At 58.7% G+C, this 23,523-nt stretch carries 22 protein-coding genes; 21 read left to right on the plus strand and 1 reads right to left on the minus strand.

Going from position 1 to position 23,523, the window contains the following annotated elements; all coding sequences use genetic code 11:
* The first annotated feature begins 2 nt into the window (after window positions 1–2).
* From nuoC to ABF824_RS00760, 12 genes are read left to right on the plus strand one after another with little or no spacing between them, the layout of a single operon-like run.
* On the plus strand, window positions 3–1,763 hold the full coding sequence (gene nuoC, locus ABF824_RS00705; RefSeq protein ID WP_415485881.1) for an NADH-quinone oxidoreductase subunit C/D: 1,761 nt from the start codon (window positions 3–5) through the stop codon (window positions 1,761–1,763).
* Entirely contained in the window at window positions 1,750–2,241 is a 492-nt protein-coding gene (nuoE, locus tag ABF824_RS00710; protein ID WP_415485882.1) for an NADH-quinone oxidoreductase subunit NuoE, read from the plus strand. The genes nuoC and nuoE overlap by 14 nt, the downstream gene beginning before the upstream one ends.
* Window positions 2,238–3,542 carry an NADH-quinone oxidoreductase subunit NuoF gene (gene nuoF / locus ABF824_RS00715; RefSeq protein WP_415485883.1) on the plus strand — a complete coding sequence of 435 codons (1,305 nt, stop codon included), beginning with the start codon at window positions 2,238–2,240 and terminating at the stop codon, window positions 3,540–3,542. Before nuoE ends, nuoF begins: the two co-directional genes overlap by 4 nt.
* Window positions 3,539–6,274 (plus strand): NADH-quinone oxidoreductase subunit NuoG, encoded by a 2,736-nt coding sequence (gene nuoG, locus ABF824_RS00720; protein ID WP_415485884.1) that lies wholly within the window; start codon window positions 3,539–3,541, stop codon window positions 6,272–6,274. Before nuoF ends, nuoG begins: the two co-directional genes overlap by 4 nt.
* The gene (nuoH, locus tag ABF824_RS00725; protein ID WP_415485885.1) at window positions 6,271–7,227 is read left to right on the plus strand and encodes an NADH-quinone oxidoreductase subunit NuoH; all 957 of its coding nucleotides are present in this window, start codon (window positions 6,271–6,273) and stop codon (window positions 7,225–7,227) included. The genes nuoG and nuoH overlap by 4 nt, the downstream gene beginning before the upstream one ends.
* Before the next feature lie 25 nt (window positions 7,228–7,252).
* Window positions 7,253–7,765, plus strand: a complete 513-nt coding sequence (gene nuoI / locus ABF824_RS00730; protein ID WP_415485886.1) for an NADH-quinone oxidoreductase subunit NuoI — start codon at window positions 7,253–7,255, stop codon at window positions 7,763–7,765.
* A 5-nt stretch (window positions 7,766–7,770) separates the two neighbouring features.
* The gene (gene nuoJ / locus ABF824_RS00735; RefSeq protein ID WP_415485887.1) at window positions 7,771–8,271 is read left to right on the plus strand and encodes an NADH-quinone oxidoreductase subunit J; all 501 of its coding nucleotides are present in this window, start codon (window positions 7,771–7,773) and stop codon (window positions 8,269–8,271) included.
* A gap of 1 nt (window position 8,272) precedes the next feature.
* A complete protein-coding gene (nuoK, locus tag ABF824_RS00740; protein WP_415485888.1) occupies window positions 8,273–8,584 on the plus strand; it encodes an NADH-quinone oxidoreductase subunit NuoK in 312 nt (103 codons plus the stop codon).
* A gap of 5 nt (window positions 8,585–8,589) precedes the next feature.
* On the plus strand, window positions 8,590–10,557 hold the full coding sequence (gene nuoL / locus ABF824_RS00745) for an NADH-quinone oxidoreductase subunit L (RefSeq protein WP_415485889.1): 1,968 nt from the start codon (window positions 8,590–8,592) through the stop codon (window positions 10,555–10,557).
* A complete protein-coding gene (locus ABF824_RS00750; protein WP_415485890.1) occupies window positions 10,554–12,065 on the plus strand; it encodes a complex I subunit 4 family protein in 1,512 nt (503 codons plus the stop codon). Before nuoL ends, ABF824_RS00750 begins: the two co-directional genes overlap by 4 nt.
* A complete protein-coding gene (locus ABF824_RS00755; RefSeq protein WP_415485891.1) occupies window positions 12,062–13,519 on the plus strand; it encodes an NADH-quinone oxidoreductase subunit N in 1,458 nt (485 codons plus the stop codon). The genes ABF824_RS00750 and ABF824_RS00755 overlap by 4 nt, the downstream gene beginning before the upstream one ends.
* Window positions 13,520–13,564: 45 nt before the next feature.
* A complete protein-coding gene (locus tag ABF824_RS00760) occupies window positions 13,565–14,065 on the plus strand; it encodes a CBS domain-containing protein (RefSeq protein WP_415485892.1) in 501 nt (166 codons plus the stop codon).
* Between the two features lie 210 nt (window positions 14,066–14,275).
* On the opposite strand, the gene ABF824_RS00765 is transcribed toward ABF824_RS00760, so the two are convergent.
* Entirely contained in the window at window positions 14,276–15,187 is a 912-nt protein-coding gene (locus ABF824_RS00765) for a LysR family transcriptional regulator (protein ID WP_415485893.1), read from the minus strand.
* A 119-nt stretch (window positions 15,188–15,306) separates the two neighbouring features.
* On the opposite strand from ABF824_RS00765, the gene ABF824_RS00770 reads away from it, so the two are divergent.
* From ABF824_RS00770 to ABF824_RS00810, 9 genes are all read left to right on the plus strand, one after another.
* Complete coding sequence (locus tag ABF824_RS00770; RefSeq protein WP_415485894.1) at window positions 15,307–16,158, plus strand: transporter substrate-binding domain-containing protein; 852 nt, start codon at window positions 15,307–15,309, stop codon at window positions 16,156–16,158.
* A gap of 77 nt (window positions 16,159–16,235) precedes the next feature.
* Complete coding sequence (locus tag ABF824_RS00775; RefSeq protein WP_415485895.1) at window positions 16,236–16,541, plus strand: (2Fe-2S)-binding protein; 306 nt, start codon at window positions 16,236–16,238, stop codon at window positions 16,539–16,541.
* On the plus strand, window positions 16,538–18,064 hold the full coding sequence (locus ABF824_RS00780) for an FAD-dependent oxidoreductase (RefSeq protein WP_415485896.1): 1,527 nt from the start codon (window positions 16,538–16,540) through the stop codon (window positions 18,062–18,064). Before ABF824_RS00775 ends, ABF824_RS00780 begins: the two co-directional genes overlap by 4 nt.
* Complete coding sequence (locus tag ABF824_RS00785) at window positions 18,048–19,193, plus strand: NAD(P)/FAD-dependent oxidoreductase (RefSeq protein WP_415485897.1); 1,146 nt, start codon at window positions 18,048–18,050, stop codon at window positions 19,191–19,193. The genes ABF824_RS00780 and ABF824_RS00785 overlap by 17 nt, the downstream gene beginning before the upstream one ends.
* A complete protein-coding gene (locus ABF824_RS00790) occupies window positions 19,190–19,903 on the plus strand; it encodes an ABC transporter permease (protein WP_415485899.1) in 714 nt (237 codons plus the stop codon). Before ABF824_RS00785 ends, ABF824_RS00790 begins: the two co-directional genes overlap by 4 nt.
* A 2-nt stretch (window positions 19,904–19,905) precedes the next feature.
* Window positions 19,906–20,589 (plus strand): ABC transporter permease, encoded by a 684-nt coding sequence (locus ABF824_RS00795; RefSeq protein ID WP_415485901.1) that lies wholly within the window; start codon window positions 19,906–19,908, stop codon window positions 20,587–20,589.
* 30 nt (window positions 20,590–20,619) lie between these two features.
* Entirely contained in the window at window positions 20,620–21,435 is an 816-nt protein-coding gene (locus ABF824_RS00800; protein ID WP_415485902.1) for an ABC transporter ATP-binding protein, read from the plus strand.
* An 81-nt stretch (window positions 21,436–21,516) separates the two neighbouring features.
* Window positions 21,517–22,440, plus strand: coding sequence for an arginase (gene rocF / locus ABF824_RS00805; protein ID WP_415485903.1), 924 nt, complete (start codon window positions 21,517–21,519; stop codon window positions 22,438–22,440).
* A 1-nt stretch (window position 22,441) separates the two neighbouring features.
* The gene (locus tag ABF824_RS00810; protein ID WP_415485904.1) at window positions 22,442–23,512 is read left to right on the plus strand and encodes an ornithine cyclodeaminase; all 1,071 of its coding nucleotides are present in this window, start codon (window positions 22,442–22,444) and stop codon (window positions 23,510–23,512) included.
* Window positions 23,513–23,523 lie beyond the last annotated feature (11 nt).

The following is a 23,523-nucleotide window of genomic DNA, read 5'->3' on the forward strand; positions in this document are numbered from 1 at the left end:
CCATGACGATGCTCCTTTCTCCCGCCCGTGAACAGAGTCTTGCGGAAAGAATTTCGGAGCATCTCCCCAACGGTTTGCTGGCTACACAGACTGGATGCGACGGGGTCTCCATCCTCTGGATCGCGGCGACCGATCTGCGCCCCACCTTTGCCGCACTGAAGGCTGCTGCATCCCTCATGCTGCTGGACCTGACGGCCATAGATGAACGTGATCGCGCCCACCGCGACGGGCAGCCAAAATCGGCATTCACGGTTGTCTATCACCTGATTTCGCTAGCCACCCGTACCGATGAAGTGCGGATCAAGGTGCCTCTCGACGCAACAGTCCCCACCCTCCCCACCATCTGTGATCTCTGGCCCAACGCCAACTGGTATGAGCGCGAGGTCTGGGATTTGTTCGGTATCCATTTCCAGAACCATCCCTCCCTGCGCCGTATCCTGACCCCGCCCACATGGACCGGGCATCCCCTGCGCAAGGACCACCACGCCCGCGCCACGGAAATGCCGCCCTACAGCCTGACGGAAGAACACGAAGCGCAGGAGCAGGACGCCCTGCGCTTCGACCCTTCCGCGTGGGGCATGCGGCGACACAGTGACCACAGCGACTTCATGTTTCTCAATCTCGGCCCCAATCATCCCAGTGTGCACGGCGTTTTCCGCATCGTGTTGCAACTGGAAGGAGAGCGGATTGTCGATGCCGTGCCCGATATCGGTTTTCATCATCGCGGCGCGGAAAAGATGGGAGAACGCCAGTCATGGCATACCTACATCCCCTACACCGACCGGGTGGATTATCTCGGCGGCGTCATGAACAATTTCCCCTATGTGATGGCGGTCGAGACGCTGGCCGGGATTACCGTGCCACCACGCGCACAGATGATCCGCGTCATGCTGGCGGAACTGTTCCGCATTGCCAGCCACCTCGTCTTCTACGGCACCATGGTGCAGGATGTCGGACAACTTTCGCCTGTGTTCTACATGTTTACCGACCGCGAGCGCGTGTTCGGGATTATCGAAGCGATCTGCGGCTTTCGCATGCATCCGGCGTGGTTCCGCATTGGCGGAGTGGCTATGGACCTGCCCAACGGATGGGAAGGACTGATCCGCGTCTTTCTCCACGATCTTCCTCTGCGGCTGGACGAATACGATGCGATGGTCATGCGCAATCCCATTTTCCGCGCCCGGACGAAAGGCATTGGCGCCTATACCACCGCAGAGGCAGTCGAATGGGGCGTTACCGGACCGGGGCTGCGCGCTACAGGGCTGGAATGGGATTACCGCAAACATGCGCCCTATGCCTGTTATGACCAGCTCGAATTCGACATTCCCACTGGTACTAACGGCGATTGTTATGACCGGATTGCCGTGCATGTGGAGGAAATACGTCAGAGCCTGCGCATCATCCGCCAGTGCGTGGACAACATGCCCGCAGGTCCGGTCAAAGCCGACCATCCACTGACAACCCCACCGCCCAAGGCGCGGACGATGCATGACATCGAAACCCTGATCCATCACTTCCTCAGCGTAAGCTGGGGACCAGTCATTCCCCCGGGAGAAGCTCGGGCCAGCATCGAAGCCACGAAAGGCGTGAACACCTACACTCTGATCAGCGATGGAGGCACAACGTCCTATCGCACGCGCATCCGCACACCGTCCTTCGCCCACTTGCAAATGATCCCCCTGCTCAGTCGCGGCATCATGGTGGCGGACCTGATCGCGATCCTGGGCAGCATCGATTTCGTGATGGCCGATGTCGACCGCTGATCTCCCCCTCCCAGCGCCCATGCGCGCGGAAATCCTTGCCCTTGCGGCGCAGGAACTGCACCCGCGCGGCGCGAGTGTCGCGGCCCTGCGGCTGGTGCAAGCTCACTTTGGATGGGTCAGCACCGCGCATCTGCGCGAAGTGGCCGATCTGCTGGGCATGTCGGCGGATGATCTCGATGGCGTCGCGACCTATTTCAACCTGCTGTTCCGCAGGCCGGTCGGACGACATGTCATCATGCTGTGCGACAGCGTTTCATGCTGGATCATGGGACGCGAACCGCTCTGCGTCCATCTGTGCCGAAAGCTCGGCATAAGGCCCGGAGAAACTACGGCGGACAACGCCATCACGCTGCTCCCCACCGTCTGCATCGGACACTGCGATCACGCTCCGGCCATGCTGGTTGACAACACGCTACATGGGGATGTGACCACTGAAAGCCTCGATCACCTGATCGATACGTTGAGGGACACGCCATGACGGCCGCCTCCGAACGTCCCCTGACCGCCATGATCGATCCTGCCGTGGGTCCGCCCGACTGCGCGGCATACGAACGCGCTGGCGGCTGGCAGGCCGTGCGACTGGCGCTGGGCACCCTTTCCCCGGCTGAGATCATAGACAGGGTGACACGCTCAAAGCTGCGCGGGCGTGGAGGCGCAGGCTTTGGGACCGGGCAGAAATGGAGCTTCGTACCCAAGGAACCCGCGTCTGAACGCCGCAAATACCTGATCGCCAACGCGGACGAGATGGAGCCGGGCACCTTCAAGGACCGCTGGCTGCTGGAAGGCAATCCTCTCCAGCTGGTCGAAGGCATGATCCTTGCCGCCTACGCCGTGCAGGCCGGGCATGGCATCATCTTCCTGCGTGGGGAGTATCAGGAAGCCTGCGTCCGCCTGCACCGTGCAATCGGAGAGGCAAGGCAGCAGGGCTGGCTGGGCGAGAACATTCTCGGCTTAGGCTTCAGCTTTGACATCCACGTACATTCCAGCGCCGGACGCTACATATGCGGCGAGGAAACCGCCCTTCTGACCGCACTGGAAGGTCGTCGCGCCACACCACGCAGCAAGCCGCCCTTTCCGCAGACCGGCGGCCTGTGGGGCGCGCCAAGCGTGGTGAACAATGTCGAGACGCTGTGCAACCTGCCCCATATCATCGCCAACGGACCGGAATGGTTCGCGGGCCTCGGGCTGGGCGAGGATGGTGGCACCAAAATCTATGGTGTCAGCGGGCGCGTAGCAAAGCCGGGCGCATGGGAACTGCCGATTGGCACTCCGCTGCGTCAGATCATCGAAGACCACGCAGGCGGCATGCGCCCCGGCTACCAGTTGCGCGCCCTGCTGCCCGGTGGAGCTTCCACCGCCTTTATCGACGCCACGGCCCTCGACGTCGCCATGGATTACGGATCGGTGGAAAAGGCGGGCAGCAGGCTTGGCACCGGCATGGCCATCATTCTGGACGATCGCACCTGCCCCATCGGCATGATCCGCAACCTTGAACATTTCTTCGCACAGGAATCCTGCGGCTGGTGCACGCCATGCCGTGATGGACTGCCATGGGTGGAGCGCCTGCTGGACGCGATTGAAGACGGGACGGGTCGTGATGAAGATTTGGAGCAGCTTGACCGTCATGCCCGCATGCTGGGCGCTCCGGGGCGGACCTTCTGCGCCCATGCGCCGGGAGCGATGGCGCCACTGGCCAGCGGACTGAAGCTTTTCGCCGCCGATTTCGCCGCCCACATCCAGCAGGGCCGTTGCCCGCATCAAGCCGGAGCAGGACCATGACCACCATCCGCATCGATGGACGGGATTGCCAGACCCGCAGCGACATCAACCTGCTTCAGGCCTGTCTGGAGGCGGGAGCCAACCTGCCCTATTTCTGCTGGCATCCCGAACTCGGCTCCGTCGGCGCTTGCCGGCAGTGCGCCGTCAAACAGTTCAGCGGGCCGGAGGACAGAAAGGGCCGCATCGTGATGGCTTGCATGACTCCTGTCAGCGAGAACGCCATTATCTCCATCGACGATCCGGAAGCCCGCGACTTTCGGGCCAGCGTTATTGAATGGATGATGGTCAATCATCCTCATGACTGCCCTGTCTGCGAGGAAGGCGGCGAATGTCACCTGCAGGACATGACGGTCATGACCGGGCACAACACCCGTCGCTACCGGTTTACGAAGCGGACCCATCGCAATCAGGATCTCGGGCCGTTCGTAAAACATGAAATGAACCGCTGTATCGCCTGCTATCGCTGCGTGCGGTTCTACCGTGATTACGCGGGCGGCGATGATCTGGCGGCCTTTGCCTCGCATGACAATGTCTATTTTGGTCGTGCCGAAGACGGCACGCTGCAAAACGCGTTCAGCGGCAATCTGGTGGAAATCTGCCCGACCGGCGTGTTTACCGACAAACCCTTTTCCGCCGTCTACACCCGCAAATGGGACATGCGGGGCGCGCCCTCAGTGTGCGTACACTGCGCAGTGGGCTGCAACACCATCATCAATGCCCGCGAGGAAACCCTCCGGCGTGTGCTGAACCGCTACAATGCGGACATCAACCGCTACGTGTTGTGCGACCGGGGGCGGTTCGGTCATGGTTTTGTCAATGCGCCGACACGGATCCGCACGCCGCTGCGCGCCATTGACGGACAGCAGGTGCCCGTCCCCATGGCGGACGTCCTGACCGCCTTCGCGCGTATGGCGACGAAGGGGCGGATTGTGGGCATAGCCTCACCCCGCGCAGCATTGGAGACCTGTTTCAGTCTGCATGCGCTGGTAGGGCCAGAGCGTTTTTCCACCGGCCAGACGCGACAGGAACAGGAATGCGTGGAACTGGCCCGTACCCTGCTCTCCCGGCATTCCGGCACTCTTCCCACCCTGCATGAAATGGAAAGTGCCGACGCCGTGCTGGTGCTGGGCGAAGACGTCTGCGTCACAGCTCCCCGGCTGGGTCTGTCACTACGGCAGTCGGTGCGACAAGCCTCTTTCCATACGGCGGACAACGCGAAAGTGCCACGGTGGATGGATGCGGCGGTCCGTACGTTGGGCAGCGAGTGTCCTTCCGCCCTGTATGTCCTGACTCCTGCGCCGACCGATCTGGATAATGTGGCTGCTGAAACCTTTCGCGCATCACCCGATGATATCGCACGACTTGGCTTTGCTATCGCCCACGAAATTGATCCCTCCGCTTCACCCGTCACGGATCTGACGCCGGATGATTCGGCGCGTGCCGCACGCATTGCGCAGGCGCTGATGGCAGCACAAAAACCGCTGGTCGTATCCGGCATGCAGTATGGCTCTCTGGCACTGATGCAGGCCGCCGCCAGTATTGCCGCAGCTCTTGCCCGCGTCACACCTGCCGCGGGCCTGTCGCTGGTTCTGCCGGAATGCAACAGCATGGGGCTGGCCATGATGGGCGGACTGCCGCTGGAAACAGTGATGGAACAGGCCCGGGCAGGCGAGATTTCCACCCTGATCATCGTGGAAAATGACCTGACGCGCGCCCTTGATCCCGCCGATGTAGCGGAACTTGTGGCGACTGTTCCCAACATCGTTGTGATCGACCATACGGTGACACCACTGTGCCAGCACGCCAGTCTTGTCCTGCCCATTGCGGCCTTCAGCGAATGCAGCGGCACACTGGTCAGTCAGGAAGGCCGGGCGCAGCGCTTTTTCCAGGCGGTCTTTCCCCCTGCCCCGATACAGGCCGGCTGGCGGTGGATACAGGCACTTGCCCGAAGCCTTGACTCGTCCATGCACCCCATAACGGGTCTGATCGACTGGCGGGATCTCGATGATGTTCTTGCCGCGCTGGCAACGGCATTTCCCGATCTGGCTGCGGCCGTTATAGCTGCGCCCGAAGCAGATTACCGTATCAATGGTGAGAAACTTCGCAGCCAGACCTATCGCGCCAGCGGGCGGACCGTCATCCGTTCCTTCGTCAGTGTGCGTGACCAGCCGCCACCCGCCAGCCCGGACACACCATTCAGCAGTTCAATGGAAGGAGCCTATGAACCGGACATGCCCGGCGCACTGGTTCCCTACTATCAGACGCCCGCATGGAATTCGGTGCAGGCGCTTAACCGTTTCCAGTCCGAAATCGGTGGGCCCATGCGTGGTGGTCCCTCGGGTATCCGGCTGTTAACCCCAGCGGAAAATCAAAACACGGAAGCGCAGCCCTACGCTTACAGCACGGATATTCCATCCCCCTATGTTCCACAGGCGGATACTGTGCTGGTGCTGCCCGATACACACCTGTTCGGCAGCGAGGAACTGAGCATGTTCTCGCCTCCCATCATGGCGCGATCCAGTGCGCCAACGCTGGGGCTGCCCGCCAGCGCGATCAGATCCGACCGTATGGTGCTGCATCTGGAAGATGGACCATACGTTTTGCCCGTGGAATTCGTGCCCGGTCTCCCCGAAGGCACTGTCCTATGCCCCACGCACAGGGTCGCACGCGCGTTCCGTTTCCCCCGCATGGCCCGGCTTGAGAGTTTGCCAGATGAAGGAGAACAATCATGACTTCTTCAGCACTCTTCACCATCATTCTTACTCCGCTTCTCCTCCTTGCCCTTGCGACCGTGCTGACATGGGTCGAACGGCGACTGCTGGGCTTATGGCAGGACCGGCATGGTCCCAACCGCGTAGGACCGGGCGGCATGTTTCAGGCCGTGGCGGACGGCATCAAGATCCTGTTCAAACAGGACTGGATTCCTCCCTTTGCTGATCGGGGTGTTTTCATTCTTGCTCCTGCTATCGGCATGATGACGGTCCTGCTATCCTTTGCCGTCATTCCGGTCACGATGGGCACGGGCATTGCTGGCGACCTGAATGTCGGGCTGCTGTTCATCCTCGCCATGATGGGGCTGGGTGTCTATGCGGTGGTGCTGGCCGGGTGGTCCTCCAACAGCAAATTCGCGCTGCTGGGCGGCATGCGGGCAGCAGCGCAAATGATCAGCTACGAAGTCTTCATGGGACTTTCGCTGCTGGGCGTGGTCATGATGGCTGGATCATTCAGCCTGCACGACATCGTGACGGCGCAGGCGGGGTTATGGTTCATCATCCCGCAATGCCTCGGCTTTGGTGTGTTCCTGCTTGCAGGCATTGCGGAAACACACCGTCTCCCCTTTGATCTTCCCGAAGGGGAGAACGAACTGGGCGCAGGTTTCCATACCGAATATTCGGGCATGAAATTCGGTATGTTCTTCATTGCCGAATATGCCGGGATCGTTTTGGTCTCAAGCCTTGTGACCACGCTTTATCTTGGAGGCTGGCGCGGACCACTGCTGCCCCCTGCCCTGTGGTTCATGATCAAGACCGGCGGCATGGTGGCGTTTTTCATTCTGTTGCGCGCAAGTCTCCCCCGCCCGCGTTACGATCAGTTGATGGCGTTGGGCTGGAAAGTCCTGCTGCCGCTTTCACTTTTAAATATCATGGCGACCGGAACTATTCTTATGTTGCGTGCGTCTTTGTAGCACGCCCGATGCAAAGGCATCTCCCATGTTCCATACATTGCGCACCCTGTTCCTGACGGCGCTGCATGCTTTCCACCGGCGCGCGACCGTGCAATATCCCGAACAGCAGCCCTATCTGCCGCCGCGTTATCGCGGACGGATCATTCTGTCGCGCGATCCCGATGGAGAGGAACGGTGTGTGGCGTGCAATCTGTGCGCTGTCGCCTGCCCGGTGGACTGCATCAGTCTGCAGAAAACCGAGACCGATGGGCGCTGGCATCCAGAATATTTCCGGATCAATTTCTCCCGTTGTATTTTCTGCGGATTTTGTGAGGAAGCCTGTCCAACCTACGCCATACAACTGACTCCCGATTTTGAGATGGGCGAATACGCGCGCCCCAATCTTGTTTATGAAAAGGAAGACCTGCTGATAAGCGGAACCGGGAAATATCCCGATTACAGCTTCTACAATGTCGCGGGCATCCCCATCCCCGGCAAGGAACGCGGTGCTTCCGAACGCGAACGCCCGCCAATCGATCTTCACTCCCTGCTGCCGTAACCATCATGCACGCTCTGGCCCTCCTTGCTGCCAGTGTGACCGCCATCGGGGCCATCATGATCATTACCCGGAAAGTCGCCGTGCATGCGGTGCTGTATCTGGTTGTGACACTGCTGGCGCTGGCGGCATTACTTGTGATGCTCGGAGCGTCCTTCGCGGCGATGCTGGAGATCATCATTTATGCCGGCGCGATCATGGTGCTGTTCGTCTTCGTCATCATGATGCTCAATCTGGGGCAACCGGACAGCGCGCGCGAAAAGGAATGGCTGCGTCCGCGCGCATGGCTGGGGCCGGGATTTCTGGCCGCTATCGTGTGTGCGGAACTTCTTTATTGTATCAGCCCTCTTTCCGAAGCCGTTCCTCCCCTTTCCTCCATTACGGCACATGATGTCGGGCTAAGCCTGTTTGGCCGCTATGTGCTGATGGTCGAACTGGCGTCATTCCTGCTTCTGGCTGGTCTGGTCGCGGCTTTTCACATCGGGCGCAACCGGGCTGAGGAGCGCTGACATGCCAGTATTTTCCTTCAACGACACCTTGCTGCTGGCCACCATCCTGTTTTCGGTCGGGCTGGCGGGCGTTCTCATCCGGCGCAACATGCTGTTCATGCTGATGTCGCTGGACATCATGCTCAATGCGGCCGCCCTCGTTTTCGTGGGCGCAGGTGCACGCTGGCATGACGCGGCGGGACAGGTGATGTTCCTGCTGATTCTCGCCCTCGCCGCCGTAGAAACGGCGGTGGGGCTGGCCATCATCCTGTGCCTACACGGCCGGGGACGTCCCACGCTCGATGCCGATACCGGCAACCTTTTGCAAGGATAAGGGCCATGGGCGAAATTCTGCTTCCCCTTCTCATCCTTTCTCCATTGGCGGCATCCCTGATCCTGTTCGTAACCGCCGGACGCATGAGCGCGTATGCCGTCGGGACGGTTGCCTGTGTGAGCCTAGGACTATCCGCCGTCATCAGCATCGTTCTGTCCGCCCTGCTTCTGTCCGGTCCAACGACAGGGATAATGCAGGTAACGCTGTGGCCATGGATGCATATCGCAGGATTTTCAGCCGATATCGCATTCATACTGGACCGGATTTCCATGGTCATGATCCTTGTCGTCACGATTGTGGGATTGCTGATCCATATCTATGCCGCACGCTATATGCGGGACGATCCGGGGATTGCCCGCTTTTTTGGCTGCATGACGCTGTTCGTGGCCTCCATGCTGGTGCTGGTGCTGGCGTCCGACCTGCTCTGCCTGTTTATCGGGTGGGAAGGCGTGGGGCTGTGTTCCTACCTACTCATCGGGTTCTGGTACGACAACCCTGTCAATACTGCTGCCGCACGCAAGGCCTTTTATATGACCCGCATGGGAGATGCGGCCTTGCTGTGCGGCCTGCTGCTTCTGGCCACGGCGACAGGTTCCCTGCACATCGGCACCGTTCTGGCGGCGATTACAAACGGGCAGATAACCCCGACCGCCCTAAACATGGCCGCACTTTTCATCCTCATAGGAGCCCTTGCCAAATCGGCGCAGATCCCGTTCCACACATGGCTGCCGGATGCCATGGCCGGACCGACACCGACTTCCGCCCTGATCCATGCGGCGACGATGGTTACGGCTGGAGTCTATCTGATTGCGCGACTGCATGACCTTTTTGCCTTGGCCGTCCCCGTCATGGCGCTTACGGCCATGCTCGGCGCGCTGACCATTCTTATGGGAGCCTGCACGGCGCTGGTGCAGTCCGATCTCAAGCGTATCCTTGCATGGTCTACGATCAGCCAGCTTGGCTACATGTTTCTCGCCCTTGGATGCGGCGTGTGGCAAGCGGCGCTGTTTCACCTAATGACCCATGCCTTTTTCAAGGCGCTCCTTTTCCTGACCGCGGGCGCGGTTATCGTGCGCACCCATCATGAACAGGATATTTTCCGTCTGGGCGGCCTGCGCCACACCATGCCGGGACTGACCGCCGCCTTTGTCATCGGAGCCTCCGCGCTAGCCGGTTTGCCCGTGGTCACGGCCGGGTGCTACAGCAAGGAAATGATCCTGTCGGGCGTATGGCCCGCCCATTTCCGCCTGCCCCATGAATTGATGCTGAGCGGACATTTCCTGTGGGGGATGGCCCTGCTGGGAGCCTTCCTGACCGCGCTTTATATTTTTCGATGCGTATTCATCGTTTTTGGCGGGAAGGCGGGAACCGCAGCGACAGGACGAACGTCACGTCTCATGACCATTCCCCTTGGCTGCCTGTGTGTCCTGTCCCTCTGTGGAGGCATCATTGAAATGCCCACGACATTTCCTCCCCTTCATCTGTTCAGCACCCTTCTTGATCCTGCGGCATCCCACTCACACGTGGATGAACCCGGCTGGCTGGTGCTGGCGGGTGCCGTTGTTCCGCTTGCCGGACTTGGCGTCGCATGGGTGCTGTGGGGACGCCCTTCACCCGTCATGCGCGAGATACCGGGACAGGCGGCAGTTATTCGCTTTGCCCGCACCGGCGAGGGTATCGACATACTGTATGACCGTCTGTTCGTGCAGCCCTTTCGTTTCCTGACGTGGCTGACGCGGCATGACATTCTTGATTACGCCATAACCGGAGCGGGACGGCTGACACGGACGGCCAGCACCTCGGTTCTCAGAGCGCGAACGGCTTTTCTGGGCACGCTGACCCTATGGGGGACCAGTGGCATAAGGTGGGCCGATCACCTGATGGGCCAGATACAAAACGGTCGCGTGCGGTGGTATGCAGCATGGATTGCCGGTGGGCTGTGCGTGGCTCTCACCATGGCGGTGCTGTCATGAATCCCCTTCCCGCCCTTGTGCTGCTGCCTGTCATAGGCGGTGGTCTGGCGTGGCTGGCTGAGCGCATTCGGCCTCATACCAGCGCACCCGCACGTAATGCATCGTGGTGGGTAATGCTGGCGACCCTGATTGTGGAAGCCCTACTGCTTGCAATGGTCACATTCAACCATCCGACCATTCGCACAGGGCCATGGCTTGAGCATTTTTCCATGCCATGGATTCCAACTATGGGGATCGCTGTCAGACTGGACATGGACGGTCTTTCGCTTTCACTGATCTGGCTTTCGCTGATCCTGTGCTTTCTGTGCGCATGCCTTGCCACCCGTCAGGTTACGGTCAAATCCGGCACATTCCATTTCCTTTTTCTTACGACGCTTACTGGTATTATCGGGACATTTCTGGCCACAGACCTGTTCCTGTTCTTCTTTTTCTGGGAACTGATGCTGGTGCCGATGTTCGTGCTGATCGCCGTATGGGGGCATGAAGACAGACAGCGCGCCGCTCTGAAGTTTTTCATGTTCACGCAGGGCAGCGGGCTGCTCATGCTGCTGTCCATCCTCGGCCTGGTCATTACGCATGATCGGGAAACCGGCGTGCTGACATTCGATTATTTCACACTGGCCCAGACACACCTGTCCCCTATCCTCTCCATGCTGCTCATGCTGGGATTCTTCATAGCCTTTGCCGTCAAGCTGCCGATCGTGCCGGTCCATGTCTGGTTGCCGGATGCGCATACTCAGGCGCCCACGGCTGCCAGCGTACTACTGGCAGGCATTCTTCTCAAAACTGGTGGATATGGCATGATCCGTTTCAATGTCATGCTGTTTCCCGATGCGGCCATGTATTTCGCGCCCGTCGCCATGGGGCTGGGCGTTGTCGGGGTTCTGTACGGGGCGTGGCTGTCCTGTGCACAGAATGATCTCAAGCGCCTGATCGCTTACAGCAGTATCAGCCATATGGGTTTCGTGGTGCTTGGCATCTTTACCGGTTCACGCATGGGAATGCAGGGAGCGATCATCCAAATGCTGGCCCACGGATTGAGCGCTGGTGCGCTTTTCCTGATCGCGGGTGCCATTCAGGACCGACTGCATACACGTGACATGCACCGTATCGGCGGCTTGTGGACAGCCATGCCACGCCTGTCCGCCATGGGGCTGTTTTTTGCCGTAGCGTCGCTTGGAATGCCGGGACTGGGTAACTTCGCGGGCGAGTTCCTCGTGCTGCTGGCGACATGGCATGTCAGCCCTATCATTGCGACAGCGACGACCGTGGGGCTGGTTCTGGCCGCCATTTATGCGCTGCGGATGGTCAATCGCGTCTTTCTGGCGGCTCGTCGGGAGGGTCAAATCCCCCTGAAGGATCTGCCCGTCCAGCAGATGGCGGTTTTCGCCTGTGCGATGATTTTTCTGATCGTGCTGGGTCTGCATCCACAGCCTTTCATGACGTTTTCCTCTCCCTCTTCCCTGTCCGTGATAGAGGCGACCGGTCAGGGAGATCATGCGCCATGATCGGACACGATGTTTTCCTGCCAACATCTTTGCCGGTGCTCTGTGTAGGGATCACGGTCATGCTCGCCGCAACGGCGTGGCGACGTTCGACGAACCGTAGTTTTCTAACCGGAATGGGGACACTGCTTCTGGCTCTTGTGTTTGTAGGGCACCATACCGGCACAGCACCGGATAATAGAGACAGCCTGTTCATTCAGGATCAATGGGCAAACTATACTGCCATCCTCATCATGTTTTCCAGCATGTGTATCCTGCTCATGTCGTGGCGGAATGACGCACACGACAGAACCAAACTGACGGATGAATATCCTCTGCTGTACATGCTGGGCACGCTTGGCGCACTGACCATGGTCTTCAGCGCGAATTACATGCCTTTTTTCCTGGGACTGGAAATCCTTGGTGTCTCGCTCATGGGACTTGTGACCTTCCGGCACTGCCCGGCCATGCAGGGTTATGAAGCAGCAATGAAATACCTGATCCTGTCAGGCATGTCTTCCGCCATTCTTCTGTTTGGTATCGGTCTGGCATACGGCGTTACGGGATCGCTGCGGTTCATGCCGCCCGCCGCAGCCGGAGATATTTCCCCTGCGCTGCCGGTTGTCGCCACGATCATGATCCTTGTCGGCATGTTTTTCAAGCTTTCTGCTGCTCCCTTCCATATGTGGCTGCTGGACGTGATGGAAGGCGCACCTGTTCCCGTGGCGGCGTTTCTGGCTGTGATTTCTAAAATTGCTATATTTTCTTCGCTTGTCCGTTATTTCGGAACGGGAAACCAGCTGTCCTTCCTCAACGACATCCTGTATGTTGTCATTATCCTGACCATTATGGGGGGCAACCTGCTTGCATTGCGTCAAACCAGCCTCACGCGTCTTCTGGCCTGCTCATCCATTGCGCATGTAGGCTACTTGCTGATTGCCTTTCTTTGCCCCGGCCGTCTGCAATCGGGGGCCATAACCATTTATCTTCTGGCCTATACAGCCAGTACATTAGGCGTCTTTGCGACCATGGCCGCCTTCGCAACGCCTGACGGGCCCGATGGCACGGTCATCGCGCAATGGAAGGGACTGTTTTTCACCCGCCCGTTTCTGGCTTCTTCCATGTCACTCATGCTGCTTTCGCTTGCGGGCATTCCACCAGGCATCGGATTTTTTGCAAAGTTCGAGATCGCGGCGACAGGAGTGGAATACCAGCGCAACCTGCTGCTGGGTGTGCTCATAATCGGCAGCATTATCGGGTTGTATTATTACCTGAACATCATCCGTGTCATGATGTCAGCGCCATCGCTGCCATCAGCCAGCCTGAATCGACATATGCGCCCGGAACTGATGGCGCTTGTCATCGTTCTCACAATAATCGTGGTGATTGGAGGGCTTTTTCCCGCCCGCGCCCTCCATCCTCTTCTTCCTGCTTTCCCCATCCCGTCTGAGACAGAGGACGAGATGACGATGCGTTGACAAAACTTCTTTTCGATTTCCCTAAAACATGGAAAGGATTTTCCCATGTCCTCTCATGTCTTTCACATTCTAGCGCAAAAAGGCAGCACGGTCATCACCGTGAAAGCAGATGACCCCGTTGTGAGTGTCGCCACCATACTAGCGCAGCATAATATTGGTGGTGCACCCGTTCTTGACCCTGATGAGCGCCTGGTTGGCATGGTCTCTGAAAAAGGGATCGTTCATGCGTTATCCGAACACGGTGCGAACATATCCACTCTGGCCGCAAAGGATATCATGACGAGAGATATGCCGACCGCAACACCTGATGACAGTATTTACGACATTGCCTGTCGCATGACATATTCCCGCAGTCGGCATGTACCGGTTCTGGAAAACGGAACGCTTATCGGGCTGGTCAGCATTGGAGATATTGTCAAACTTCGCGCTGAAAATGCCGAACAGGAAGCACGTGAACTGCAGGATTACGTGACAGGTAGCGACCATGCGGCCGTCCAGCCTCCCCATGAAGCGCCCCCCATGCAGTGCGGAGCAAAGCAAAACTAACCTTCGTAGAGGTAGTGGGGATTATGTAATTCTTGGTCTGCAATCATGCCAATGAATGAAAAATAATTGCTTTAAATCTCCAATCCCTGACCTGCCAGGCATGTTACGCTTGTCCTCTCGCTATAACGCACATCATAGCCTTTACCGCAAATAAATCGTCTGCACCGCCTACATTTCTATGCAACTTCATGTAAAAGAAGAAATATTTCTTTACGACCCATTATTCCGCAACATCAAACAATCCGTATCTCGTGCTGCCTTGCGAAGTTCTTCACACAGTATAGGCACGATCGGACGGGCACCATGCCCCATAAACTGTTCTATATAATAATTTCCCAGTCCCGGAATGGGAGGAATGGTTTCACAGACCGTCAACCCAAGCGCCTGCACCAGATTCTGAGATGCTGGCCAAGGCACTAGCGCCAAGGCGTGACTTTCCTTGATCATCATGAGCGCAAGAGGCGTTGTATCAACGGATTCAACTGTCAGGGCAGGATCATCGGCCATACCAGGATATCGCGTCAGCAACGTATTCCACCCGACAGCATGCGACCGCACATCCAGCAATCTGAAATCCGTTATGTCACTGGCATCTGTTATGGCCTCGATATCCGGTGCCTTGCCAACAACAACATGCGTGATACCCATCAGCCAGCCCGGATGTGAGAGCGTGGACATGCCATGATCAAATCGGATCGCGAGATCCGGTTCGGTGTGACGCTGTATGTCTTCTATGATGAGATCAATGCGAACCGACGGATGCGCCTGCTCGAAAGCGACCAGACGACGCGGCAACCAGCTCATGGCCATCAACTGACTGGCAACGAGAGAAATCCGCTCTTCATTTTTTCTTGGAAAAAGGGAAGCCGTCTTCGACTCAATGGCCCGCAAAGACACCTGCACAGTCGGTAGAAACTCGTTCCCCTCCACGGTCAATCGAACCCTGTTGGGATTTCTGACAAACAGCGGCTTTCTGAGATAGGTCTCAAGGGCAAGGATCTGCTGGCTGACCGCAGCCGCCGACATGTTCAACTCACGCCCCGCCGAGGCAAAACTCTGATGCCGTGCCGCCGCATCGAAAACGCGTAGCCAGTTCAGGGACGGAATACGGGATGGCTGCATCCATCAAGCTTAAGCTGAGCTTATGCTTTCTGCCAAGAAAAAATATGTTCCGATATCGCATTTAAAAATCTAATGAAGTTACGTAGTTTTTTGTCATACCCATCAACAGGAAATCATGAATGCCTCTTCGTGCGACCTGTCTTGCGATAGCAGGAATGTTCCTGACATGGTCGGGTTCCAGTCGGGCTGAAGAGTATTCGCGCACACTCACCATCGCCACGGAAGGCACCTATCCTCCCTGGGCTTTTGCAAAACCGGATGGTTCATATGCCGGTTATGAAATGGATCTTGTGAACATTCTCTGCCAGCGCATGAAGGTAACGTGCCGGGTTGTGACGCAGGACTGGAATGGCCTGATCCCCGGACTGCGCGTCGGACAGTACGACGCCATCATTGCATCAATGGGCGTCACGGAAGAACGCAGCAAGGTCGTTTCTTTTTCCATTCCCTACACACGCGCACCCAATGGCTTTCTGACAACAGCCACTGACCCATTGGCGCATCTGCCGTATAGAGAAAGCTCTTTCGATCTCACGCAGGAACCACAGACAGCACGATCGGCGCTGGACACCCTGAAAGCCGCCTTCGCTGGTAAGGTGATCGGCGTCCAGACAGGCTCCACAGCCGCCGTCTTTGCCGAAGCTTACCTTCAGGGGCTGACAGTCCGGGAATATCCATCTTTCGAGCAACTTGGGCTCGAACTGGCGGCCGGACGCATAAACATCGCGATTGCCAACGTCACAACCTTCAAAACCCTTATGGAAGCGGCTCTCAAGGGCTCCCTCGTGATGACGGGTCCGACATTTTCCGGCGGCGTTCTCGGGTCCGACACAACCAACATGGCGTTCCGTCCCGACGATGACGCCCTCCGCAACGCCTTCAATGCCGCACTTGCTTCCGTCAACAGGGACGGCACGAACCAAGCCCTGTCAGAAAAATGGTTTGGCACGGATATTTCGATCCATGACTGAAAAATTCTGAAGATTCCGAAAGATTTTCTCACGGACACCGTCCGGTCTCGCTTCCTCATTCCGATTGCAGAGTTAAGATGTTTTCTCCCATCGCACCACTCACGCACAGCATAACGGTTTATCTGGATGACCAGCCGATCCCCGCCAGCAAAGGGGAAAGCGTAGCCGCCTGCCTGCTGCGTGCTGGCGTGGCGTTCAACCGACTGACGCCCGTGTCCGGCGCGCCCCGTCTGCCTTATTGCATGATCGGTCAGTGCTTCGACTGTCTGGTGGAAATTGACGGCATCGGCAATCAGCAGGCCTGCCTGACAATCGTCCGCGACCGCATGCGGGTCCGTCGTCAGAATGGTGCCGCCGTCGCTCTGGAACACTCCGCACAATGACGCAGACAACCAACATGCGCCCCTCCGTGCCAATGGATGCTGACATCATCATTGTGGGATGCGGCCCGGCAGGCATGACAGCCGCCATCGAACTGGCCGACGCAAACTGCTCGGTCATCGTGCTGGACATGCAGCCGACACCGGGCGGTCAGATCTTCCGCAATCTGGAAGCCAACATTTCTCAAAAGAGCTCTGACAAACAGGAGCTTCTTGCGGCACTTGGCCCTGCCTACCGCGCCGGAGCGGACCTGATCCGACGGTTCCGCGCCAGCTCACGCATCGACTACCGCCCCCTGACAACCGTGTGGGAAGTCCGACCGGACGGGACAGTGGGCTGGATGCGCGGGATGGACGCAGGCTACCTCCGTGCCACCACTGTCATTCTGGCCCACGGCGCAATGGAACGACCCGTGCCTTTCCCCGGCTGGACCCTTCCCGGTGTCATGACGGCGGGTGCTGTCCAGACGCTCCTGAAAGCGGGCAATCTCAAACCGACAGGCAACGTCGTTCTGGCGGGAACAGGCCCTCTGCTGCTGTTACTGGCGACACAGCTTCACAAGCTGGGCGTGAAACCAACTCTCATCGCGCGCACCGACCGCTTTTCCGATAGTCTGCAGGCTATGCGTCATCTGCGCAGAAATAGCCTCCTTCCAGTGGTCAAGGGACTGGGATGGCTGGCACAGCTGAAACGCTCGGGTGTGCGCATGGTCTCCGGACTGTCTGACCTCGTCGCAGAGGGTGAACGGAAAGTCGAGGCTGTCAGCTTTACAGTCAAAGGACGAAGAGTGAGTCAGGCCTGCGATCTGCTGGTCGTGCATGACGGCATCGTGCCTGCCATCGATATTCCCAATGGAGCCGGGCTGGCACTGCAATGGGATCAGGCCAATGCCAGTTGGCGTCCGCGCACAACACCGGACGGCCTCGCCTCATCCGCCCTGCCGCCTGACCTTCAGCCGGAGCGCTGCGCTGTCCGCATCACGGGTGACGCCAGAAGGATCGGGGGAGCAGAGGCCGCGATCGCACACGGACGACTGACTGCACAGGCCATTCTCGCCGAACTTGGCAAAGGCAGCGGCATCTCCAGCAAGAGTCAGCAGGCCATTGACAGGACCCTGTCCGTCCGACCCTTTCTGGATGCAGCTTTCCCACCGGGTCTGTCAGCCAAACTGCCGGACGACAACACGATCGTCTGTCGTTGCGAGGAACTGACCGCCGGCGCTCTACGCGAGAAAATCCGCGCCGGATTTGGCAACATGGACGCCCTGCGCGGTGAAACGCGGTGCGGCATGGGGCCCTGTCAGGGACGCAACTGCATGATCACCGCAGCACGCCTGATCGAGGAAGATCGCGGTGCCTGCGGCCCCACGCCACCGGTTTTCAGGGGACGACCTCCGATACGCCCCCTCCCACTAGGGGCACTCGCCGGTCTGACCGGTCTGGACCCCAGCGCGACCGAGTTGCTGACACTGGAAGACAAACCTGAACACGATGTGGAGGCGACGAGCGATGTCCCGGCAGAGTGAAACCGCCCTTATCATCGGCGCCGGGCTTCAGGGCTGCTCGATCGCGCTGTTTCTGGCGAGAGCCGGATGGAACGTCACGCTGCTCGATAAAAATGTCGCGGGCCGACACGCTTCCAGCGTCAACGCGGGCGGGTTGAGAATGCTGATGCGCGACTGGCGGGAATACCCTCTCTCGCAGCGCGCCATGGAACACTGGGAACATCTTGACCGACTGGTCGGAGAAAAGGCTGCCAGCGCCTGTGAAGTGCGCCTCGGGGTCAGCCAGATCGGCCTTGCGCTTGATGACGCCGAGATGTCATGGGCCGTTGGCCGTGCTGAAGACATGAAAAAGCGTGGACTTAGAGAAGAAGAGCTTCTTTCACGCGAGGACGTGCGTGCCCTGCTTCCCGGCGTCTCTGACACCGCTCTTGGCGGTCTGATCTCCCGACGGGATGGTCACGCCAACCCGGCCGCCGCCACGCGTGCATTTCGGGAAGCCGCCTTCGCGGCGGGTGCGCGGATCGTGGAGAATTGCCGCGTGCTGGGGCTGGAGCGTGTCCGGGGCGGAGGATGGCGGGCGGAAACATCGTTTGGCCAGCATGAAGGCGGCGTTCTCATCAACTGTGGCGGCGCATGGGGAGCGCGAGTGGCGGCGATGGCCGGACAGACTCTGCCGCTCAAGACCGTCGCGCCGTCGATGATGGTCACGGCACGGACACAACCGTTTCTTACCCCCGTCGTCATCGGCATCGACAGGCCGCTCTCCTTCAAGCAGAGCGCCGTCGGATCACTGGTCATCGGTGGCGGCATTCTGGGAAAGCCGTGTCCTGATCAGGACACATCATTCACGGTCATGGACCGCATGCCGCAGAGCGCAGCGGCGACACTCGAAGCCTTTCCGGCGCTGGTGCATGTGCCGGTCCTGCGGACATGGACCGGGCTGGAAGGCGCAACGCCTGACGGGATTCCCGTCATTGGTCCCGGACAGGGCACACCGGATCTGTGGCATGTCTTCGGCTTCTGCGGGCATGGCTTCCAGCTTTCTCCGGCTGTCGGAGAGGCTGTCGCCAAATCCCTTATCAGCGGCACCCTTGAAGCCACGTTGGCTCCCTTTGACTGCGGACGCTTTGCCTCCAGAGTGGCCGCATGAATACCTTGTCCCTCACCCTTGTCGGTTTTGGGCCGGATGGCTGGGGCAAACTGCTGGTCATCGCGGCTGGCCTGACCCTGATCGCTGCTTTATGCAGCTTTACGATCGGTGGTCTGCTGGGCACAGCCGGAGCCACATTGAAACTGTCATCCACGCCCCTCCTGCGCTGGATCGGCACCTTCTACACAACCGTATTGCGGGGAATACCGGAAATACTGGTTGTTTATCTCTTCTATTTCGGCGGCTCGCTGGCGCTGACCCACCTTATGCATCTGGCAGGTTTTCCCGGCTTCTTCTCGCTGCCGTCCTTCGTGATCGGGGTTGTCGCCATCGGTCTGGTCTCGGGCGCGTATCAAACGGAAGCCTATCGCAGCGCCTATCTGCGCCTTGACCGAGGCCAGATCGAAGCCGGGAAGGCCTGCGGCATGAGCCGACCTGTTCTTCTGTGGCGTATCATCGCGCCCCAGACGCTTCGTTTCGCTCTGCCTGCACTCGGTAACATCTGGCAATCCGTCCTGAAGGAGACCGCGCTGCTGTCCATCATCGGCCTCGTCGAACTCCTGCGACAGTCAACCATCGCCTCCGGCGCGACCCGCCAGCCGCTTCTTTTCTATGGCGCTGCCGCGTTGCTGTATCTGCTCATAGGGCAACTCACAGGTTTCGGAATCAGGTCTATCGAAAAACGTCTTGGCCGATGCTGGGAGCGATAGAAATGGACTGGCCATTCCTTGCCCGCACCACAGCCGAACTTCTGACCGGCGTTCCACTCACCCTCCAGCTGACCGGCATCGCACTGTGTGCAGGCTTTGTCCTTGCCGCGAGTGTCGCCGCACTGGCGCACAATCGGCTTGCTCCTTTGCGCTGGCTGGCGCGTCTCTATGTCGGGCTGTTTCAGGGAACACCCTTACTGGTCCAGATCTTTATTATATATTACGGCTTCGGACAGATCGAATATCTGCGCTCCTCCTTCCTGTGGCCATTTCTGGCACAGGCTTACTGGTGCGCCATTCTCGCGCTGTCCCTGAACACCTCCGCCTATGGGGCCGAGATCATTCGTGGCGCCATCGCAGCGGTTCCCCGGAACGAGATCGAGGCCGCGCAGGCGATGGGCATGTCCGGTTTCCTTCTGCGTCGTCGGATCATCTGGCCGCAGGCCCTGCGCTATGGTCTCGCGAATTACGGCAACGAAGCGATCCTGCTGCTCAAGGCTACTTCCCTCGCCAGCGTCATCACGCTGATGGATGTGACCGGCATCGCCTACAGGCTGGTTTCAAAAAGCTACCGATCCGAGGAGATCTTTACCATTGCCGGCATGATCTATCTCTCGCTGACCTTCGTGATTGTCGGCTGCGTCCACATGCTGGAACGCTGGCTTCTTCCCCGTAACCGGGTCTGACCCACGCAAACGATCTTATCCGGAGTTTTCATGGACACGACCCAGCCACACATCATCCCAGCCAGCGCTGCCAAGACTGCGCCCGTCGTATCGACGCGACAGCTGACCAAGCGCTATGGCGCGCTGGAGGTGCTGCGCGGCATCGATCTCGACGCGCACGAGGGTGAAGTCATTTCCATTCTGGGCGCATCCGGTTCCGGTAAATCGACTTTCCTGAGATGCCTCAATCTTCTGGAAATCCCCTCCAGCGGCTCTCTGACTGTTCTGGATGAAAACATCAGATTTCGTCAGAAGGGGAATGAACTGCGCATTGCCGATCAGAAGCAGGTCAACCGGTTGAGATCGCAGGTTGGCATGGTGTTTCAGAACTTCTGTCTGTGGAGCCACAAGACGGTTTTGCAGAACGTGATGGAAGCGCCGATCCACGTTCAGGGGCGAAACCGGCAGGAAGTCAGGGATGAGGCGCAGAAAGCCCTCGACCGCGTCGGCATGCTGAACCGTGCTGACTATTACCCCAGCCAGCTTTCCGGTGGACAGCAGCAGCGCGTCGCCATTGCGCGCGCTCTCGTCATGCAGCCGCGTGTACTGCTGTTCGACGAACCGACCTCAGCACTGGACCCGCAGCTGGTGGGAGAAGTCCTGAAAGTCATGCAGGATCTGGCCGCAGAAGGCCGAACAATGCTGATTGTGACACATGAAATGGCTTTTGCACGGGATGTCTCAAGCCGGATCGTTTTTCTGGAGCAAGGCACAGTGCGCGCGCAGGGAACGCCGCAAGCCCTGTTTCAGGGCGGCATGGACGAACGATTTGACCAGTTTGTCAGCCATTTCATGCGCAAGACCTGACATACTGAATCGAGAGAGACGGACAGGCCCGGCCTGTCCACACTTTGCGGTCAGCGACCATGAACAGGAAAAGGAAATGATATGAAAACATGCCAGATTCTGGGCATCCCGACACAGAGCGGAACATCCGAACGAGGATGTATCATGGGCCCCACAGCCTTTCGCATCGCGGGCCTGCCGGAAATTTTGCAAAACCTTGGATGGGAAGTGACCGATGTGGGAGATGCTGTGCCAGCACAACCTCCGGCCGTCAGTCACCCCAATCCCGCCGTGCGCAATCTGGATGCGATCATAGCGTGGACTGAAAGCGTGACCCGCCGGGCCTACGAGATGGCCAGCACATGTGATCTGCCGATTTTCCTCGGTGGCGACCATTCCATGTCTGCTGGCACAATCCCCGGCGTGGCGTGCAGGGCGCAGGAACTGGACCAGCCGCAATTCGTGCTGTGGCTGGACGCTCACACCGATCTGCATACCCTCCACACGACCACGAGCGGCAATCTGCACGGCACGCCTGTCGCCTACTTTACGGGACAGCCCGGCTTCGAGGGTTTCCCGGTTCCCGCCGCACCCGTCGACCCTCGCAATGTCTGCATGATGGGCATCCGCTCGGTCGATCAGGCTGAAAAACGCCATGTGGCGGCCATTGGTATGACCGTCTTTGACATGCGCACGATTGATGAACAGGGCATTGTCGCACCGCTGAACAGTTTTCTTGATCGTGTCAGACACGCCAACGGTCGTTTGCATGTCAGTCTCGACGTGGACTTTCTCGATCCCGAAATCGCCCCTGCCGTCGGCACGACCGTCGCCGGAGGGGCTACGTTCCGGGAGGCGCACCTCATCATGGAAATCCTCCATGACAGCGGTCTCGTCACCTCTCTGGATCTGGCGGAACTCAACCCATTCCTCGACGTACGCGCCAAGACGGCACGTCTCATGACCGATCTCGCAGCAAGTCTGCTGGGTCGACGCGTTCTCGAACACAAGACAAGGACTTATTGATATGTCGTCCTCTGCTCCTACCCCCTCACACCTCGCTTTTGTGCCGTTTGTCTCGGTTGAGAACATGATGGCGCTTGTGCATCGCATCGGTATCGACACATTCCTGCGGGAACTGGCTGACTATCTTGAAGCCGACTTCAAGCGGTGGCCGGAATTCGACAAAACCCCGCGCATTGCAGCGCATTCCGCTGAAGGCGTCATTGAACTGATGCCCACAAGCGACAGCAGTCTCTATGGCTTCAAATATGTGAACGGCCATCCGAAGAACATGAAGGAAGGCCTGCAGACCGTTACCGCTTTCGGAATGCTTGCTGACGTCAGCTCCGGTTATCCTACTCTTCTTTCAGAAATGACCATCCTGACGGCGCTGCGCACGGCGGCAACGTCCGCCATGGCGGCCCGGCATCTGGCTCCGGCCAATTCACGCACAATGGCCATTATCGGAAACGGCGCCCAGTCGGAATTCCAGGCCATCGCGTTCCGTGAACTGGTCGGCATCCGCGCTCTGCGTCTTTATGATATTGATCGTGCCGCTTCGGAAAAATGCGCCCGCAATCTGGCAGGCATGGGTTTTGACATCACCATCTGCGACACAATCGAAGCGGCTGTAGAAGATGCGGACATCATCACAACTGTCACCGCAGACAAGCAGTGCGCCACGATCCTGACCGACAACATGGTCGGTGCAGGCGTCCATATCAACGCTGTCGGAGGCGACTGTCCCGGCAAGACCGAACTCCATCGGGACATCCTGTTGCGGTCTTCTATTTTTGTGGAGTATCCGTCACAGACCCGTATCGAAGGCGAGATCCAGCAGCTTCCGGAAGATCATCCCGTGATCGAACTCTGGGAAGTCATCGCCGGCAAAACAGCAGGACGGACAGGGAAAAGCCAGATTACCCTGTTCGATTCAGTCGGTTTTGCAATCGAGGATTTCTCGGCGCTCCGCTACGTTCGCGACAAGCTGGAAGAGACCGGATTGTTTGAAAAGCTGGACATGGTGGCGGACCCCGATGATCCGCGCGATCTGTTCGGCATGCTTCAGCGTTCCAAAATGGCGGTTGCCTCCTAACCATCAAGGAG

The organism is Acetobacter sp., from assembly GCF_047721705.1.
GTDB lineage: Bacteria > Pseudomonadota > Alphaproteobacteria > Acetobacterales > Acetobacteraceae > Acetobacter.